Origin of the sequence: Burkholderia sp. 572 (assembly GCF_040545135.1) — a bacterium.
GTDB lineage: Bacteria > Pseudomonadota > Gammaproteobacteria > Burkholderiales > Burkholderiaceae > Burkholderia > Burkholderia cepacia.
Genome location: NZ_JBEPLH010000016.1, coordinates 41,746 through 57,888 on the forward strand (window position 1 = coordinate 41,746; position 16,143 = coordinate 57,888).

The 16,143-nt window shown below is 63.4% G+C and carries 15 protein-coding genes and 2 pseudogenes; 11 read left to right on the forward strand and 6 right to left on the reverse strand.

The window, feature by feature from the left end; translation table 11 throughout:
• Nucleotides 1–17: 17 nt before the first annotated feature.
• The 4 genes and pseudogenes from ABIC51_RS40885 to ABIC51_RS27595 all read right to left on the reverse strand — a co-directional run.
• Nucleotides 18–198 (reverse strand): annotated as a pseudogene (locus ABIC51_RS40885) (DNA cytosine methyltransferase); the annotation flags it as partial.
• A gap of 151 nt (nt 199–349) precedes the next feature.
• Nucleotides 350–1,510, reverse strand: coding sequence for a thiolase family protein (locus ABIC51_RS27585; RefSeq protein WP_060172753.1), 1,161 nt, complete (start codon nt 1,508–1,510; stop codon nt 350–352).
• A gap of 54 nt (nt 1,511–1,564) precedes the next feature.
• Nucleotides 1,565–2,944, reverse strand: a complete 1,380-nt coding sequence (locus ABIC51_RS27590; RefSeq protein ID WP_175901515.1) for an MATE family efflux transporter — start codon at nt 2,942–2,944, stop codon at nt 1,565–1,567.
• 11 nt (nt 2,945–2,955) lie between these two features.
• The gene (locus ABIC51_RS27595; protein ID WP_175901577.1) at nt 2,956–3,885 is read right to left on the reverse strand and encodes an alpha/beta fold hydrolase; all 930 of its coding nucleotides are present in this window, start codon (nt 3,883–3,885) and stop codon (nt 2,956–2,958) included.
• Nucleotides 3,886–4,087: 202 nt separating this feature from the next.
• Between ABIC51_RS27595 and ABIC51_RS27600 the strand changes: the two genes are divergently transcribed.
• The 5 genes and pseudogenes from ABIC51_RS27600 to ABIC51_RS27620 all read left to right on the forward strand — a co-directional run bounded on the left by ABIC51_RS27600 (nt 4,088) and on the right by ABIC51_RS27620 (nt 5,704).
• Nucleotides 4,088–4,609: a TetR/AcrR family transcriptional regulator gene (locus tag ABIC51_RS27600; RefSeq protein ID WP_230947143.1), complete on the forward strand. Its 522-nt coding sequence runs from the start codon at nt 4,088–4,090 to the stop codon at nt 4,607–4,609.
• Between the two features lie 229 nt (nt 4,610–4,838).
• Nucleotides 4,839–5,006, forward strand: coding sequence for a hypothetical protein (locus ABIC51_RS27605; protein WP_354006708.1), 168 nt, complete (start codon nt 4,839–4,841; stop codon nt 5,004–5,006).
• A 28-nt stretch (nt 5,007–5,034) separates the two neighbouring features.
• Nucleotides 5,035–5,184 carry a hypothetical protein gene (locus ABIC51_RS27610; protein WP_226129519.1) on the forward strand — a complete coding sequence of 50 codons (150 nt, stop codon included), beginning with the start codon at nt 5,035–5,037 and terminating at the stop codon, nt 5,182–5,184.
• A 3-nt stretch (nt 5,185–5,187) separates the two neighbouring features.
• Nucleotides 5,188–5,384, forward strand: a pseudogene (locus ABIC51_RS27615) (integrase); the annotation flags it as partial.
• Nucleotides 5,385–5,557: 173 nt separating this feature from the next.
• Entirely contained in the window at nt 5,558–5,704 is a 147-nt protein-coding gene (locus ABIC51_RS27620; RefSeq protein ID WP_021157720.1) for a DUF3096 domain-containing protein, read from the forward strand.
• A gap of 99 nt (nt 5,705–5,803) precedes the next feature.
• Here the strand turns inward: ABIC51_RS27620 and ABIC51_RS27625 are convergent, their stop codons facing one another.
• The gene (locus ABIC51_RS27625; RefSeq protein WP_354006709.1) at nt 5,804–7,612 is read right to left on the reverse strand and encodes an alkaline phosphatase D family protein; all 1,809 of its coding nucleotides are present in this window, start codon (nt 7,610–7,612) and stop codon (nt 5,804–5,806) included.
• A 253-nt stretch (nt 7,613–7,865) separates the two neighbouring features.
• Here ABIC51_RS27625 and ABIC51_RS27630 point away from each other — a divergent pair, with 253 nt between their 5' ends.
• The 3 genes from ABIC51_RS27630 (at nt 7,866) to ABIC51_RS27645 (ending at nt 12,563) form a co-directional block, all read left to right on the forward strand.
• Nucleotides 7,866–10,352, forward strand: a complete 2,487-nt coding sequence (locus ABIC51_RS27630) for an AsmA family protein (protein ID WP_354006710.1) — start codon at nt 7,866–7,868, stop codon at nt 10,350–10,352.
• Between the two features lie 664 nt (nt 10,353–11,016).
• Nucleotides 11,017–11,943: a LysR family transcriptional regulator gene (locus ABIC51_RS27640; protein ID WP_034196250.1), complete on the forward strand. Its 927-nt coding sequence runs from the start codon at nt 11,017–11,019 to the stop codon at nt 11,941–11,943.
• 380 nt (nt 11,944–12,323) lie between these two features.
• Nucleotides 12,324–12,563: a LuxR C-terminal-related transcriptional regulator gene (locus ABIC51_RS27645; RefSeq protein ID WP_225723211.1), complete on the forward strand. Its 240-nt coding sequence runs from the start codon at nt 12,324–12,326 to the stop codon at nt 12,561–12,563.
• A 36-nt stretch (nt 12,564–12,599) separates the two neighbouring features.
• On the opposite strand, the gene ABIC51_RS27650 is transcribed toward ABIC51_RS27645, so the two are convergent.
• Entirely contained in the window at nt 12,600–13,025 is a 426-nt protein-coding gene (locus ABIC51_RS27650) for an acyl-CoA thioesterase (protein WP_021157713.1), read from the reverse strand.
• Nucleotides 13,026–13,234: 209 nt separating this feature from the next.
• Here ABIC51_RS27650 and ABIC51_RS27655 point away from each other — a divergent pair, with 209 nt between their 5' ends.
• The 3 genes from ABIC51_RS27655 to ABIC51_RS27665 are packed head-to-tail and all read left to right on the forward strand — an operon-like array spanning nt 13,235 to nt 16,140.
• Nucleotides 13,235–14,335: a 3-deoxy-7-phosphoheptulonate synthase gene (locus tag ABIC51_RS27655; RefSeq protein WP_063623169.1), complete on the forward strand. Its 1,101-nt coding sequence runs from the start codon at nt 13,235–13,237 to the stop codon at nt 14,333–14,335.
• 11 nt (nt 14,336–14,346) lie between these two features.
• Nucleotides 14,347–15,606 carry a Rieske 2Fe-2S domain-containing protein gene (locus ABIC51_RS27660; RefSeq protein WP_027792272.1) on the forward strand — a complete coding sequence of 420 codons (1,260 nt, stop codon included), beginning with the start codon at nt 14,347–14,349 and terminating at the stop codon, nt 15,604–15,606.
• On the forward strand, nt 15,607–16,140 hold the full coding sequence (locus tag ABIC51_RS27665) for an aromatic-ring-hydroxylating dioxygenase subunit beta (protein ID WP_354006711.1): 534 nt from the start codon (nt 15,607–15,609) through the stop codon (nt 16,138–16,140).
• Nucleotides 16,141–16,143 lie beyond the last annotated feature (3 nt).

Here is a 16,143-nt window from a genome sequence, read left to right on the forward strand (position 1 = left end):
GGGTGGTGATAAGTCGCTTTCCGGCTCTGCGCGAGACCGCCGATCTTGCCACTGTCGTGTGTCGCCTCGTTCACGGCGTAGTCGTAGTGGCGCAGGATCTGCCCAATCTGGTCGAGCAGGTGGCGCCCGCGTCGCCAGCCGTGGCACGTTCTCGAACACGATGAGTTCCACCGGGCCTTCCTTCCGTGCTTCACACGTCTGCCAGATGCGCCCTTGCACGGCGAGGAGATGAACACGCAGTGCGGATGCTGGTTGCCGGCAGCGACATGGATGTCCGTGGCGGTCGCTTCGCGCCACGTTCAAGGCTGCGCGTGGAGCGCAGCCTGCAGGGCGAGTATCGAACGGGTGACTACAACGCTTCGAGAACAGTCGCGATCCCTTGTCCGCCACCGATACACTGCGTGGCAAGCGCGTAACGACCATTGACACGGCGCAGTAGCGTCGCCGCCTTGGCCGTGATCCGTGCGCCTGTCGCGCCGAGCGGATGGCCAAGCGCGATTGCTCCGCCGTCGATATTGGTTCGATCGGGATGGATGCCGAGCTCGCGCATGCATGCGATCGCTTGCGAGGCAAAGGCTTCGTTGATTTCGATCACATCCATGTCCTCGATGCGCAGGCCGGCACGCGCAAGTGCCTTGCGGGTTGCGTGTACCGGCCCCATCCCCATGATTTCGGGTTCAAGGCCCGCGATTGCAGTCGACCGTACGCGGGCGAGCATGTCGAGCCCATGCTGTCGCGCGAATGCTTCCGACGTGACGAGTACGGCAACGGCACCATCCGTCAAAGGCGAGGCAGTACCAGCCGTGACGGTACCGCCTTCCCCGAACGCAGGTTTCAGCGCGGCGAGCCCTTCGAGCGAAGTCTGCGGACGCAGACAAAGATCGCGATCGACCACGGTGCCATCGGGCGTGATAACCGGCACGAGTTCATCGTCCAGACGACCTTCGGCTTGCGCACGTGAAGCCTTGCGCTGAGACTCGACGGCGAACGCGTCTTGTTGCTCACGCGAAATAGCCCAGCGTGCCGCCACGTTTTCGGCAGTGATGCCCATTGGCGTGTACGCCTGGGTCGGAACGTCTGCATCGGGATGTTCTCTCGACGCGAAACGCGGATTCGGAGATGCCGACAAGCCGCCTTGCGGCACCATCGTCATGCTCTCGACACCGGCCGCGATGAACGCTTCGCCGGCACCGATGGCTATCTGTCCGGCCGCCATGTGGATGGCATACATCGATGAGCCGCAAAAGCGATTGACCGTCGCGGCACCGATTTGAACGGGCAGTCCGGCGAGCAGCGATGCGATACGTGCGACGTTGTCGCCCTGGGCGCCCTCGGGATAGGCGCACCCCATCAGTACATCCTCGATCAGGTGTGGATCGATTCCGCTGCGTCGGACCAGTTCGGCAAGTGCGACGGCGGCGAGATCATCCGGCCGCGTTGCGTGAAAGGGTCCCTTGCGTGCAAATGCGAAAGGCGTGCGCACATAACCAGCGATGACGGTACGATTCATTTCACCATTCTCCAGATATAGCCAATCGATAACGGCGGGTCGTTGCGCGATCCGTCACACCTCGACCCGAGTCCAGATACGTTTGGGCACCATCGTGGCCGCGCATACCAGCGCTGAACCGATCGTCCCCGCCGCGACGAAGGCGGACAGCGTGCCCATGCCGCCCCCCAGCTGATTGACGGCCAGCCATCCACCACCGGCCGCAATGAACAAGCGAGCCGTTCCACCCAGGATTGTCCAGAAAGGACGGCCGATACCCTGGGCCGCAAACGAGAGGATGAAAGACACGCCGACCAGACCGTAGAGTGGCGCGATGGTCCTCAAATAGAGGCCCCCGAAGTGTGTCGTGGCCGTGTCATGCGTGAACAGGCCCAGCCAGACGGGGGGATGGATGGCGACGACCAACCCGATGATCTGCGTGAAGCCGGCTCCCATCGCAATGCCGAGCCAGGTGGCTCGTCTGGCCCGCGCGACGTCGCCGGCTCCCATGCATGTCCCGACGACGGTCAGCACGGCGGTACCTAGACCGAACAGCAGCGGTATCAAGACGTAGTCGAGTCGTGAAGCGATGCCGTAGCCGGCCAGCGCAGCTTGGCCAAAACGCCCGACCACCGCGGTCAGCAATACGACCATCAGATTCAGTTGCAGTGCGCCTATCGACGAGAGCGCACCAACCCGAAGAATGTCCGAAAAGAATCGCAGATTCAGCGGCGTGCGTGTCAGGACCAATCCGGCGTGCCCCCTGGCCATGTAGATCAGGAGCGCGACGGCGGCGATGCTGTAATAGAGGGAGACGGCAATACCCGCACCGGCAATGCCCAGGCCGGGTACGGGGCCTATGCCGAAAATCAGCAAAGGCGAAAGCGGAATCAGCACCAGCGCACCGGCGAAGGTCGTGATCGCGGGAATCTTGACGTTCCCGCTACCTCGCAGGGCTGCGCACAGCAAGTTGATGATCCAGACTGGTATGGCGCCGGCGAATACGTAGTTCGAATAGGTCACCGCCGCGGCGAGTCCCGGCCCCCGGCCGCCGAGTGCGGCATACAACTCGGGACCGTAGCACCACGCCAATATCGTGAAAAGGCAGCCGAGTGCCACGGCCACGACAACCGCATGCAGGACGAGCGCATCGGCATCGCGCCGTTTGCCGCCGCCAATTGCTCGAGCCACGGCGGACGCAACGCCACCTCCAATGCCGCCGTTGGACATCATCGTCATCAACATCGAGATCGGGAAGACAAGCGACACGCCGACCAACGAATCGGTACCGAGAAAACTCACGTACCACGTCTCCAGCACGCCGACGAATGTCTGGGCGATCAATACGGCCATGGTGGTCACCCCGAGCGACAGCAGCGTTCGAAAGAGGGGGCCGCCCAGAATGCGGGCGCGACGTAGCGCGCCGGCATCGGGTTTGTTTGAAGTCTGATCCATATGCTTCGTCCCTATCCCCGGTCGGACAGGAACGACAGCAGCAGCTGATTGACTGCGTCCGGCGCTTCTTGTTGCGCGTAGTGACCGATTCCGGCGATCAGGTGTTTTCCCTTCAGGTTGGGCACGTTACGTTCGAGCGTCTCGTATTCCTCCTTCGCCATCTTCAGCACGCCATCCAGTTCACCGGCGATGAAGACCGTGGGCTGGAGGATGCGCGCGCCGTCCAGGAACGGCGTCAGCTCCCAGTTCCGATCGAAGTTCCGATACCAGTTGATGCCGCCCCGGAAACCCGACACCTTGAACTGAGCCGTGAAGTAGTCGAGTTCCCCCGTCGTCAGCCACACGGGTTGCTCGTCGGGGAACACGAGATTGTCGACAAGACGACTGGCCTTGTCGAAACGGACGAAGCTGGAATGGCGGTGTTTTTCACTCGAGCGAGCCTGCCCCGAGGCCGAATACAGAATGCCCAGCAAAGCGCGGCGAACGTCGGCTTCGAGCTCGCGCTCGATCCGCCCCGGCTCCTGAAAATACTGTTGATAGAAATGCTGCTCCTGCGCGAGCAATTGAAAGCGGACGGCCGGCCGCAGTGTCTGGCGCGGCAGGTACGGCACGCTCAGCAACGCCAGTTTGCGGAACATGTCGGGACGAAGCAGTGCGGCGGACGCTGCGACCATGGATCCCCAATCGTGCCCGACGAGAATCGCGTGTTCTTCCCCCAACGCATGAACCAGGCCGACCAGGTCCGCAACGAGATTCAGGACGTTGTATGCGTCGACCGCTTGCGGTGCATCGGTGTCGGCGTAGCCTCGCTGATCCATTGCGACAACCCTGTACCCGGCCCGCGCCAATGGCGCGATTTGATGGCGCCACGAAAACCACGATTCAGGCCACCCGTGACAGAGCAGGATCAGCGGCCCGGATCCCTGCTCCACATAGTGCATGCGAATGCCGTTGGTATGGACGTATCCATGTTTCCAGTCCTGTCCCACTTCCGCCCCCTTGGGTAAATAAGAGTATGGTCGACATCCAATTAGAGTATGAATACACTCTAAGTGTCAACGGGAAGTTTTACACGGAGCGCTCAGGCGCAAGATCGATATGAGAAAGTCGAGGGAAGAGGCAAGCGAGACCCGCAAGCGAATCGTGGAAACCGCTGCAAGGGAGTTTCGCGAGAAGGGGGTGGTAGGTGCGGGGATTGCCGACATCATGTCGGCTGCCGGCTTGACCCCGGGCGGGTTCTATCGGCACTTCGAGTCGAAGGACCATCTCGTGGCGGAAGCATGCGATGTTGCCAGCGCGACGCTGTACGGAACGCTCGAGTCGTTCGTGCAGGGGAAACCGCCTCGTGAGGCGCGCCGGGAGATTGCGGAGCGTTACCTGTCGGTCGCGCATCGCGACAATATGTCGATAGGCTGCCCGTTTGCGGCGCTGGGTGGAGATATGGCGAGAGCCGATTCGCGCACGCGGCAAGTCGCGACGGACGGGTTTCTCCGTCTCGTAGGTCTCATCGAGGCACAGTTGGGAGGCACGGAAGCAAGCAAGCGTGGCAAGTCGCTGGCGGCCGCGTCAGCCATGATCGGTGCGCTGATGATGTCGCGCGTGGTCGATAACGAGGCGCTGTCGGAAGAAATACTCGAGGCTGCTCGGGATGCGCTGTGCAGATAACGCGGGAATGGCTTTCCTCGACGCCGTGAATCGATCTACGCGCCGCTCGATTTGGTCGCACAGAGTATCTCTTCGAGCACTGTCGGCCTTCGGGCTCCTTGAGTTGACAGCCACTACCAGCAGGACTTCATTGACAATCAGGCCGGCGCCGGCGAGCTTTTCGCACTGGTGCGGGGCGAGCCGCCGCTGCCCTTCGTCATCGTGCCACGTCCCGACAGGACATGAATCCATGGCTCTTTCCTCTGCCATGAAATCGCCGGCCCTGCCGGCACCCGGCCACGTCAATGCCGTGGTGTTTGCGGTCGCGACGCGCTTCGGCGACGTCGCGGTGATCGGCATCCCGCTCGCGCATCGCGGCCGGACGTGGGCCGTGCACGGCATCGTGGGCTTGTCCTGACAACGCGCCGTGCGACATCGCCTCTGACGTGCTGCTCGGGCGCCACGTGCCAAAGATCGAGGCACGGACGATCGACGCGTCGCGCGCGGCCGCGATCGCGACGCTCGACGCCGTCTCCGACGAGAAATGGGCGGAAACATTCGGCGCCGGTGAGGCGGCGCAAGCCGCGGCAGCCTGACCGATATCGAACCGCCCGCAGCAACTGATGCTGCCTCCCGCCGCGCACCGACAGCCGCACCGAAATCAGGGCGCGGCGCGCGGGTCGAAGGCCTGCCGATCGCGACGATCGCGCGACTATACTTCGCCGCCGACACCACCGAGCCGTTCGAGGTCGAGCGCCTGCTACGCACGATGCGCGACGACCTCGTTGCGGCTGCTCGCGTGACGGTTCGCCGGTATTGGCTTGCGGCACGGGCACGACGGCGTGGGCCGCCGATTCGAAGACCCGACACGTTACGCGTCGAGTCAGGCATGGAAATCGCTCCGCTACGTGGATCAACGTCGCACCGACGCATATCCGATTTCGCGATCCACTGTCAGGAGGCCGCGCCATGCACGAATTCACGAACTGGAGCCCATTGGTTTCGCTGATCGCCGGGATTCTCATTCTGGTGGTACCGCGACTGCTGAATTACATCGTTGCGCTTTACCTGATCATCATAGGGTTGCTCGGGCTTTTCGGCGGACATTTCCACTGACGCGCCGCGCGGAACGGCCCTGTGCATGACCGCACAGGGCCGCTTGCTCGAGTTTTCGGAGACGCGCAATGCCGCCGGGAAACGGCGGCGCGTCGGAACCTACATGTGCTCGACGCGTACCTCGACCGAATCCCTGGGCACGGTCAATCGCGTGCGGCCAAGCAATGCATCCGCGGGCGCGGCGCCGTCCGGGTTCAACGGCTTCATCTTGTTGAACGTGACGGAAAAGGAGTCCGGCGTGACCGTGGCCGACGCGTAACCCTGTGCGTCGTGGTCGGCGTGGCACAGATCGGGGTTATTCGCCATCAGGAAGCGGTCGAGCCTGGCAGGCGTCGCCGCGATGGACGCGAGCGGTGTGCCGTTCCATGCGGCCTTCAGGTAGGAATAAAAGGACATGCTGCTGATGCCGGCGCAGACGAAATCGACGATGACCGGCACCCCCGTGGCGGGATCGGGATCGTCCCGCACGATGCCGCACTGAAATGCATGCAGGTCTCCGGTGATCGCGACGACGTTATGGATCCCGTGCTCCCTCAAGTAGGCGAGCAGTTCGTGCTTGTGCGCGGGATAACCGTCCCATGCGTCGCAATCGACCACGAGGCGGGCTCCCGGTGTCTTGGGTGCACCCGGCATCACGAACCACAGACGGTTCAACATCACCTCGTTGCCCCATACCTTCCAGGTTGCCGGCGAGCCCTTCATCGCGGCTTTCCACCATTGCGTCTGTTCCGGACCGAGCAGCGACGGCGGGCGGCCCAACTGCCGGGCAAGACGCGCCTCGTCGCGTAGCAGTCCATCCTGCTTGACGAAGTAGCGCGAGCCGGCCGCGTCGTCACCGTGCACCGGGTCGTGCCCGTGCGCGCGCGCGATAGCCGCTTCGCTCACGAGATGGTCGTCGCGATACAGCCGCTCGTCCGTCATCACCAGATGCATCAGCATGCCGAAACGAAAATCGCGGTAGATGCGAATATTCGTGTACGACGGATTGTCCGGCTCGAAGCGCACGTCGTCCCAATCCACCGGCATGTACTCTGCCCACGCGCGACTGGCGTTGCGGCGCCGCCGGGTTTCCTGTCGCTCCTCGTTGGTGTAGACCTGATGATCCTGCCAGCAATCGTCGGAAAATTCGTGGTCGTCCCAGATCGCGATCATCGGCAGGCGCTGGTGCAGTGTCTGCAAGCGCGAATCGGTACGATAGGTGCGATAGAGCGTCCGGTAGTCTTCGAGTGTATCGGCATACGCGCGGCCGTCCGCGAGCCGCTTGCCGTCGGGCAGATGTAGCGGAGAGTGTGCCGGCTCGGCCTGGTCGGGGGGAGAGGTCCCGACCGTTTCATAGATATAGTCCCCCACGTGCACGACGAAATCGAGATCGCGTTCGGCGGCCATCAGCGTCATCGCCTGCCAGTGGTTGACGCTCCAGTCCTGACAGGTGAGCCACGCGAAGCGAACCTGTTCGTTGGCCTCGCCGGCCTCCGGTGCCGTGCGCGCGACACCGGTCATGCTGACGTCGCCGCTGGCGACGAACCTGTAGTGGTAGGTCGTCTTCGGCGAGAGCGCCGTCACCTTCGCGCGCACGGTGAAGTCGTAGATGGCCAGCGCCCTCAGCGGTACGCTGGCGACGAGCGTCGAGAAATCCGGCAGCGTCGATACTTCGAGTCGTAGCGGTACCGCGCGCGCGGCACTTCTTGCATCGTGCTGGTCGCCTCTCGGTACCGGCACGCAGCGTGTCCAGAACACGATGGAGCGATCGCGCGGATCGCCGCTTGCGACACCTTGCGGAAATTGACTGGTTTTTTTGCGCACGGTGCTGCCCGGCAGGCCCGCTGGTGAAACGTCGTACGGGACAGCAGCGGCGGCAGCCGCAATGGTAAAAAAGGCCGACGACTTGAGGAAATGGCGACGATCCATTGATCCTCCCGATCGCATCCCGCGGATGCAGGAAGCACTGCAGCAGGCGTCCGCTTCTCTCGCTCAACGAGCTTGCCGGCGTTACGCGGCGAGGGGCAGGTAGCGCAGTCGATCCGGAACATTACTGCGAAGATCGACGCCTGAAAAGTCGTACGAACCCCATCTCGAAGGCACGCACGCTACCTGGCGGGCGGCCCCCGTATTCAGGAACACGAATTGCTGGATACGGTGCAGCAAACTCGGGGAGGGAGCAATGCACATTGGCCACACCGTCGGCAAGGTGGCCGCGTGGCTTGCCGTCATCGTCACCCTGGCGCTTGCCGCGCTGGTCATCTTCATCGTCACGTTCGACTGGAATCGAGCCCGGCCGTGGATCGATGACAAGGTGTCGGACGCGATCGGACGTCAGTTCGCGATCAACGGCGAATTGCGTATCGATTGGCGTCGGCCGGTGAGCGAGCAAGGCTGGCGCGCATGGGTGCCGTGGCCGCGATTCAGCGCACGTGATGTCACGATCGCCAATCCCGATTGGGCGCGCACGAAGTATTTCGTCATGCTGGACATGATCAGCTTCGAAGTCGAGGCGCTGCCGCTGATGGCACGCCGCATCGTGATTCCGGCAATCGACCTGGTCAATCCTTCTGTCGACCTCGAGCGCATCAGGGACGGGCGAGTCAACTGGACGCTCAAGCTCAAGAGCCCCGCGCAGCCGGGCCGATGGACGCTCGACCTGCATCAGATCGCGTTTGCCCAGGGTCGTCTCGGTTACTACGATCAGCAAAAGCAATTCGATCTGAGCGCCGTGGTCGACACGCTTGGCCAGCCGATCCCGTTCGGCGCGGTGGTGAAACAGCAGGAGGCGTTGGCGCAACACGAATCGGCGCGTGCCGTCGGGCCGGCAGGTCAGAAAAAGCTCGCGGCCCAGGCGCGCGCCGGCCCGGCGCAACCGGTGGTGCCTGCGTCGGGTGCCGAGGCGGCGTCCCGCGCATCGGCCGCGGCGTCGCAAGCGTTGGCCGCTGCGTCCAATGCCGCGGCGACGACATCTCGCACCACGATAGCCCCGGCTGCATCAGGCCCGTCGATGGCATCGAGCGCGCCCGCAGTGGCCGCGTCGGGCGCAACGGCTTCGGCGACAACGAGCGCATCGACGGGCGCAGCATCCGCAGCACCCGCGGCATCTGCCGGCGTCGGCACGTACGCGATCGGCTGGACCGTCAAGGGGACCTACAAGAAAGGCGCGGTCGCCGGCACGGGCAAGATCGGCAATGTGCTGGAGGTGCAGGGCGCGCAACACCCGTTTCCGGTTCAAGCCGATTTGCGCTTTGGCGATACGCACCTGGCGCTCGTCGGCACGCTGACCGATCCGGCTCACCTGGCGGCGGTCGATCTTCGACTGTGGCTCGCGGGCACCAGCATGGCCAAGCTGTATGACGTCACGGGCCTCACCCTTCCCGAAACCGCTCCGTATGCGACCGACGGCCGACTGGTCGGCCAATTCCGGGCGTCCGGCAACGTATTCAAGTACGAGGACTTCACGGGACGCGTCGGCGGCAGCGACATCAACGGCTCGTTGGTATACGTTTCGCGCGAACCGAGGCCGCTCTTGTCCGGTACCCTGGTGTCGAGGCTGCTGCAGTTTTCCGACCTTGCGCCGCTCATCGGCGCCGACACGAATGCCAGCAAGGCGCGGCGGGGCGCCGCCGTCGCGCAGCCCGCGAACAAGGCGTTGCCGGTCGAGGCATTCCGCACGGACCGCTGGAAGAAGATCGACGCCGACGTTCGATTGACCGGGCGGCGCATCGTCAAGACCGCGAGCCTGCCGATCACCGACCTGTCGACCCACGTCGTGTTGCATGACGGCGTGCTGACGCTCAACCCGCTGAACTTCGGCGTCGCGGGGGGCACGCTTGCTTCGAACATCCACCTGGACGGCAGCGGCACGCCGCTCAAGGGGCGGTTCTCGCTGCAGGCGCGACATCTGAAACTCAAGCAACTGTTCCCGACATTCCCGGTGATGCAAACGGCGCTCGGCGAGGTCAACGGCGATGCCGCGCTGTCGGCCACCGGCAATTCGCCGGCGGCACTCGCCGCGACTTCCAACGGGGAAGTGAAGACATTGGTGACCGACGGCACGGTGAGTCTCTTGCTGATGGAAGCCGCGGGGCTGAACGTTGCAAACGTGGTGTACGAGAAATTGTTCGGCACGCGCGACGTCAAGATCAACTGCGGTGTGGCCGACTTCGTGGTCACCAACGGCGTGCTCGACTCGCGCGTATTCGCGCTCGACACCGAGGATGCGGTGATCGGCATGGATGGCAACGTGAACCTGCGGGACGAGACCATGAATCTGACGATCCATCCCCATACCAAGGGATTCCGGGTGATATCGCTACGCTCGCCGCTGTACGTCACCGGGTCCTTCAAGCAACCGCACGTCGGGGTGAAGGCGGGCGCACTGATCGCGCGTGGCGGCGCTGCGATCGGGCTGGGCTTGCTGAATCCGCTCGCCAGTCTGCTCGCGTTGCTGCAGCCGGGCCGCAGTCGCTCGTTGCCGTGCGGGCAGATGCTGGCCGACATGGAGCAGCGCCCGACGGCGCCGCCGCCGGGCGTCCGACAGGGAAAGAAGGCTGTCCCGGCGTACATGAACGCGCCGCTGGCTGCTTCTGCCGCTTCCGCGCCGGCGGGTGCCGAACCCGGGCATTCGACGCGGGCGAACCGGGGTTCCTCTCACGACCGATAACGCCACGTGCGCGGTCCGTTCCCGCGCTCGGCCGCCTCGAGTACACGCACGAGCATCGACAGATCGCGCAGGGGGCGCGGCGATTGCGATACGCGCGTACCCCAACCCTCGTGGCGCTGATGAATCGCGACGTCGTCGTGTGCAACTCGTGCGCGCGTCGACAACTGGCCCGGTTGCGGAATCCGATGGGCGACAAGCCGAAGTAGCGTGGCGACGCGCGTCCGCGAAGCGCGGCCGATGCAGGTAGCCGGAATACCGCGAGATCGCGTTCGGGATGCCGTTCGATTTGCGTGGCCGGCCGATTCCCGGCCGCCAGCAGGGCACCGCATCGGCCGAACGCAGGCGCACCGCGTCGACCCGTGACGACAGGTTCCTGCTTGCCTTGCCGTCACCCGGTGTCTGCGGCCGATATGGACAGGGGCCGACGTCGAATGGCGGTTGAGATCGAATCGCGTGCGGTGCACAATCCGGAAACAGAATGACATCGCGCAAACGGGCCGTCTCGCTTCACGTATTCCGGCGCACGATGCCGGATGGAACGCCGTGCCGGCGATCGACCGGCGCGGTTGTCCGTCATCGTGCGCTGCGCGGATATCACGTCGAATTCGCGGTTCCCGTTAATCGTCAATCCAGGCCGGGTCCCGATCGGCACGAGTTGAACAAGATGAATGCACCTGACCTCAATCTCTTGATTGTTCTGGATGCCTTGCTGTCCGAGAACAGCGTCGCGCGGGCCGCGGAGACGCTCGGCCTCAGCCCGTCGGCATTGAGCCGGTCCCTGGCCCGCCTGAGGGCCACGACGGGTGATCCGCTGCTCGTCAGGGCCGGACGCGATCTGGTGCCGACGCCTCATGCGCTTGAACTGCGGGTCCAGGTTCGCGCGCTCGTGGAAGGGGCGCAGGCTGTCCTTTGTCCGTGCAAGAACGCGGACCTCGGCGGGCTCGAGCGCACGTTCACGATCCGTGCCAACGAAGGGTTCGTCGATACGTTCGCGGCCGAACTGCTCGCGCTGGTGATGGAAACCGCGCCGAACGTTCGGCTGCGCTTCGCGCCGAAGCCGGACAAGAGTGTCGAGGCGTTGCGCATGGGGGCCGTCGATCTCGAAATCGGCGTGGTGGGCCATACGGGCCCCGAATTGCGTGTGCAGGCGTTGTTTCGCGACCGCTTCATCGGCGTCGTTCGGGCCGGTCACCCGCTTGCGCGGGAGGAGGTCACGCCGCAGCGATATGCATCGTTCGGCCATATCAGCGTGTCGCGGCGGGGGCAGCTCAGCGGTCCCATCGACAACGTGCTTGATACGCTGGGGCTGCAGCGAACCGTCGCGGCGATCGTGTCCGGTTTTCCCGCCGCATTGTCCCTGGCGCGCGATTCGGATTTGATCGCCAATGTTCCGGAGCGGCAGACCGCGAAATCGCGGGGGGGAATGTTCAGCTTCCCGTTGCCGGTGCTGACTGCCACGTTGACGGTTTCGCAGATATGGCATCCGCGCTTCGATAACGACCCCGCGCATCGCTGGCTGCGCAGTTGCCTGCGACGTGTCTGCGCGACCCAGGCGTCGTCGTTGTACGATGTCGGCGCACCTGAACCATGACGGTGCACACGTCACGTTCGCGCGCGTCAACTGCATGAATACATTGAGCCTGACGCATCTTCCGCGCGGGATTGCAACTCGGTATGCTCAACCTTGTCCGATTGCTGCGTCCGGCGTAATTAATCCGTATTGCATTGTTTCGCTCAATGCACCTTGATTCGTGATTGTTGCCTGATCGTTGCCGATAATGATCCCGAGGTACGCGAGCGGCACATGGCCGATTCGCGTGCATTACTGACTTAATAAATAAAGAAACAGGCTGGCGCTTTGGCGCCAAGCACTGTCGTTTGCGCTTTCGAGGGCTGAACAGGATGATTCACGCTTCGCAGGATGGGCGTGCGCCGAGTCGGCCAGCATGGTTAATTGTTCTGGAGATGAGAATGACTCGGTTGGCATTGAACATGACACCCCCCACTGCGGTCGCGTTGAGCACGAGAGAGTGTGAAGTATTGAAATGGGCAGCCGAAGGGAAGACTGCCTATGAGATAGGCATGATTCTCGGATTGACCGAACGTACGATCAATTTTCACATTTCACGTTCCATTGCCAAGCTGGACGCTTCGAACAAGACAAACGCGGTCGTGAAAGCCGTGCTGATGGGCCTGATCGTATTCGTTTAGAAAGGACCCGGGGCGCCCGCCCCGGGAAGCCGTTTGTCAGATCGCGCCCTGGAACGCCAGCACGCGCGCCTTGAACTCTTCGGGAACCGGCATCGTCGCATTGCTCGCATAGTCGAACATCACGTGCGTCGACTGCGCGCGGGCAACGATCGCGTCGTCGCCGGCCGCGCCGTTGTCCCGCATCATCAGGTGCTCGAGTTCGAAGCTCTTCGAGCCGAAACGGGTAATGCTGCTGCGCACCGTGATCGTATCCCCGTACTGCGCGGGCTTCAGGTACTCGCACGACGTCTTGACCATGATGTGCGGCAACTTCTCCGAATACGGCAGCTCCAGCAGGTCGTGCATGAACGTCAGATATGCGTGTTGAAGGTAATCGTAATAAACCGGGCTGCTGACATGCCCGAGTCCGTCCGTCTCCCGGTATTTAACTGTAATTTCAGTTTCATAATGATTTTTCGTCATGTGTATCTCCATGTGAGAGTGCGAGGTGCAATGGCGCATGTCCTCGCGATGAAAATAAATTGAATCGGATGGTTTTAGATACTGTAAAAAATGGCAGATTGAGGAATTCGATTGGCGACTGAGATAAATGACAGTATCGAATCGAATTTGATAAAGCTTTAATTGACCCCCGTGAGTTTCGTATTGTCGAATCGAAATCGGAGAGTCAAGTGGAACAGCCTCATCTGAAAGGGACGGCGGCGGTCACAGGGGCAATGCAACTGCGCGGCGAGTTGCATGCCGACGCCGCGACCACTCGCGTGGTACGTGGCGCCCAGCGCGCACTCGCCCGCATCCTCGCGGGCAGGGACGATCGCCTCGCGTTGATCGTCGGGCCGTGCTCGATTCACGACACGGACGCCGCGCTCGAATTCGCGCGACGGCTCGCGCCGCTGCGGGCGCGTTACGCCGATACGCTCGAGGTCGTGATGCGCACGTACTTCGAAAAGCCGCGCACCACGGTCGGCTGGAAGGGCTTGATCAACGACCCGCGGCTCGACGGAAGCTATCGCGTCGATGACGGGCTGCGTCTCGCGCGTCGCCTGCTGCTCGACGTCAACGCACTCGGCATGCCGGTCGCGACCGAGTTTCTCGATCCGCTCACGGCGCCCTACCTCGACGATCTGGTGTCCTGGGGTGCGATCGGCGCACGCACGACCGAGTCGCAGATTCACCGGCAGATCGCATCCGGCCTCGATGCGCCGATCGGCTTCAAGAACGGCACCGACGGCAACGTGAAGATCGCGATCGACGCGGTTCGCACGTCGCGGGCAGCGCATCACTATCTCCGCCCGCGTGACGAAGGCGGCCTCGAGGTCGCGTCCACGCAGGGCAATCCGAATACGCACATCGTGCTGCGCGGCGGGCGCGTGCCGAACTACGACGACGTCAGCGTGACGGCCGCCTGTGCGGCGCTGCGCGATGCGCAGTTGCCGCCGCACGTCGTGATCGATGCGAGTCACGGCAACAGCGGAAAGCAGACGCGCGCCCAAATCGCCGTATGCGAGAACGTGGCCGGGCAGCTGCGCGACGGGCAGCGCGCGATTGCCGGCGTGATGGTCGAGTCGTTTCTCGTCGAGGGGCGGCAGGACATCGTGCCCGGCCGGGCCCTGACCTACGGGCAGAGCGTGACGGACGCCTGTCTCGGCTGGGAGGACACGGTTGCACTGATCGAGCTGTTCGCCGCCGCGGTCGCTTCGCGGCGGCGGTCCCGAGTCGGCTTTCTGGTACCGGGTGTTCCGGCCGGCACCGTACAAGCCATTTCTTACTGAAAGGAGCTTTCTTGAACTCACCCATCGATATCGCACACGCGCTCGACTGGAAGGGGGACGGCGCAAGCCGGACACCGTTCGAAGCCTATACGAGCGATGCGCTTTACCAGCGCGAACTGGAGCGTTTGTTCTATTCGAAACACTGGTGTTACATCGGCCTCGAGGCGGAAGTGCCGTCTCCCGGCGATTTCCAGCGCACCGAAGTCGGCGAGCGCTCGGTCGTGATGACGCGCACCGAGGACGGCGAGGTGGTCGTGTTCGAGAACGCCTGCGCGCATCGCGGCATGCAGTTCTGTCGTGAACGCGCGGGGAACGCGAAGGATTTCCACTGCCCGTATCACCAGTGGAACTACGACCTGAAGGGCAACCTGGTCGGCGTGCCGTTCCGGCGCGGCGTACGGCAGAGCGGCAAGATCAACGGCGGCATGCCGCCGGATTTCGATCCGAAGAATCACGCGTTGCGGCGGCTGCGCGTGTCGACGCGCGGCGGCGCGGTGTTCGCGTCGTTCGACCAGGACGTCGAGTCGTTCGAGGATTTCCTCGGTCCCGACATCCTGCGCTATTACGACCGCCTGTTCCACGGGCCGAAGCTGACCGTGCTCGGTTATACGCGCCAGCGCGTGCCGAGCAACTGGAAGCTGATGGTGGAGAACATCAAGGACCCCTATCACGCGGGGCTGCTGCACACCTGGTTCGTCAACTTCGGGCTGTGGCGCGCGGACAATCCGGCCCAGCTGGTCACCGACGCGCATCACCGTCACGGCGCGATGATCTCGATCCGCAGCGGCGGGGGCGGCGGCGAGGTCACGCACAACGTGACGAGCTTCAAGGAGCGCATGACGCTGAACGACGACCGTTTCCTCGACGTCGTGCACGAGCCGTGGTGGGGCGAGCCGACCGTCGTGATGCTGACGTTGATGCCGAGCGTGATCATCCAGCAGCAGGTGAATGCGCTGTCGACCCGGCGCATCCGCCCGGTCAGCCCCGGCGTGTTCGATTACGTCTGGACGCACTTCGGATTCGAGACGGACGACGAGGACATGACGCGCCGGCGGCTGCGTCAGGCCAACCTGTTCGGGCCGGCCGGCTTCGTTTCGGCGGACGACGGCGAAGTGATCGAGTGCGTGCAGCAGAGCTTCGAGCAGATCCAGCACGGCAACGTATACAACGAGCTCGGCGGCCGCGAAGTCGACGAGCGCACCGACCACATGGTCAGCGAAACGCTCGTGCGCGGGATGTACCAGTACTGGCGCCACGTGATGGAGGCATGAATGACGATTTCATCCGCATTGGCCGGCGCACGGCCCGCGACGCGCGGCACCGGAACGGTTGCGGCGACCTTCGCCGATTTCTACGGGCTCGTGGACCTGAACGCACGCTACGCGTCCGCACTGGATCGCGGCGACTGGGACGCGTGGCCGGAATTCTTCGAGGAGGACTGCACGTATCAGCTGTTGCCGCGCGAGAACCATGAACGCGACTTCCCGCTTGCGCTGCTCGCGTTCGAGAGCAAGGGGATGCTGAAGGATCGCGTGTACGGCATCAAGGAGACGCTGTTCTACGACCCGTACTACCAGCGCCACCTGATCGGCACGCCGCTCATCACGTATCTCGACGAATCGGTCATCGAGGCCGAGACGAACTACGCGGTGCTGCGTACCAAGAGCGAGCAGATGAGCGACGTGTACAACACCGGTCGTTATCTCGACCGGATACGCCGCACGCCGCACGGGCTGCGTTTCGAGTCGCGCATCTGCGTGTACGACAGCGAGATGGTGCCGAATTCGATCATCTATCCGATCTGAGGA

Coding starts and splice junctions, on each gene's coding strand:
- ABIC51_RS27620 (WP_021157720.1), top strand. CDS start 5,558: ATGCACGAATTCACGAACTGGAGCCCATTGGTTTCGCTGATCGCCGGG.
- ABIC51_RS27650 (WP_021157713.1), bottom strand. CDS start 13,025: ATGACGAAAAATCATTATGAAACTGAAATTACAGTTAAATACCGGGAG.
- ABIC51_RS27585 (WP_060172753.1), bottom strand. CDS start 1,510: ATGAATCGTACCGTCATCGCTGGTTATGTGCGCACGCCTTTCGCATTT.
- ABIC51_RS27665 (WP_354006711.1), top strand. CDS start 15,607: ATGACGATTTCATCCGCATTGGCCGGCGCACGGCCCGCGACGCGCGGC.
- ABIC51_RS27645 (WP_225723211.1), top strand. CDS start 12,324: ATGACTCGGTTGGCATTGAACATGACACCCCCCACTGCGGTCGCGTTG.
- ABIC51_RS27605 (WP_354006708.1), top strand. CDS start 4,839: ATGGCTCTTTCCTCTGCCATGAAATCGCCGGCCCTGCCGGCACCCGGC.
- ABIC51_RS27630 (WP_354006710.1), top strand. CDS start 7,866: ATGCACATTGGCCACACCGTCGGCAAGGTGGCCGCGTGGCTTGCCGTC.
- ABIC51_RS27640 (WP_034196250.1), top strand. CDS start 11,017: ATGAATGCACCTGACCTCAATCTCTTGATTGTTCTGGATGCCTTGCTG.
- ABIC51_RS27595 (WP_175901577.1), bottom strand. CDS start 3,885: ATGCACTATGTGGAGCAGGGATCCGGGCCGCTGATCCTGCTCTGTCAC.
- ABIC51_RS27625 (WP_354006709.1), bottom strand. CDS start 7,612: ATGGATCGTCGCCATTTCCTCAAGTCGTCGGCCTTTTTTACCATTGCG.
- ABIC51_RS27590 (WP_175901515.1), bottom strand. CDS start 2,944: ATGGATCAGACTTCAAACAAACCCGATGCCGGCGCGCTACGTCGCGCC.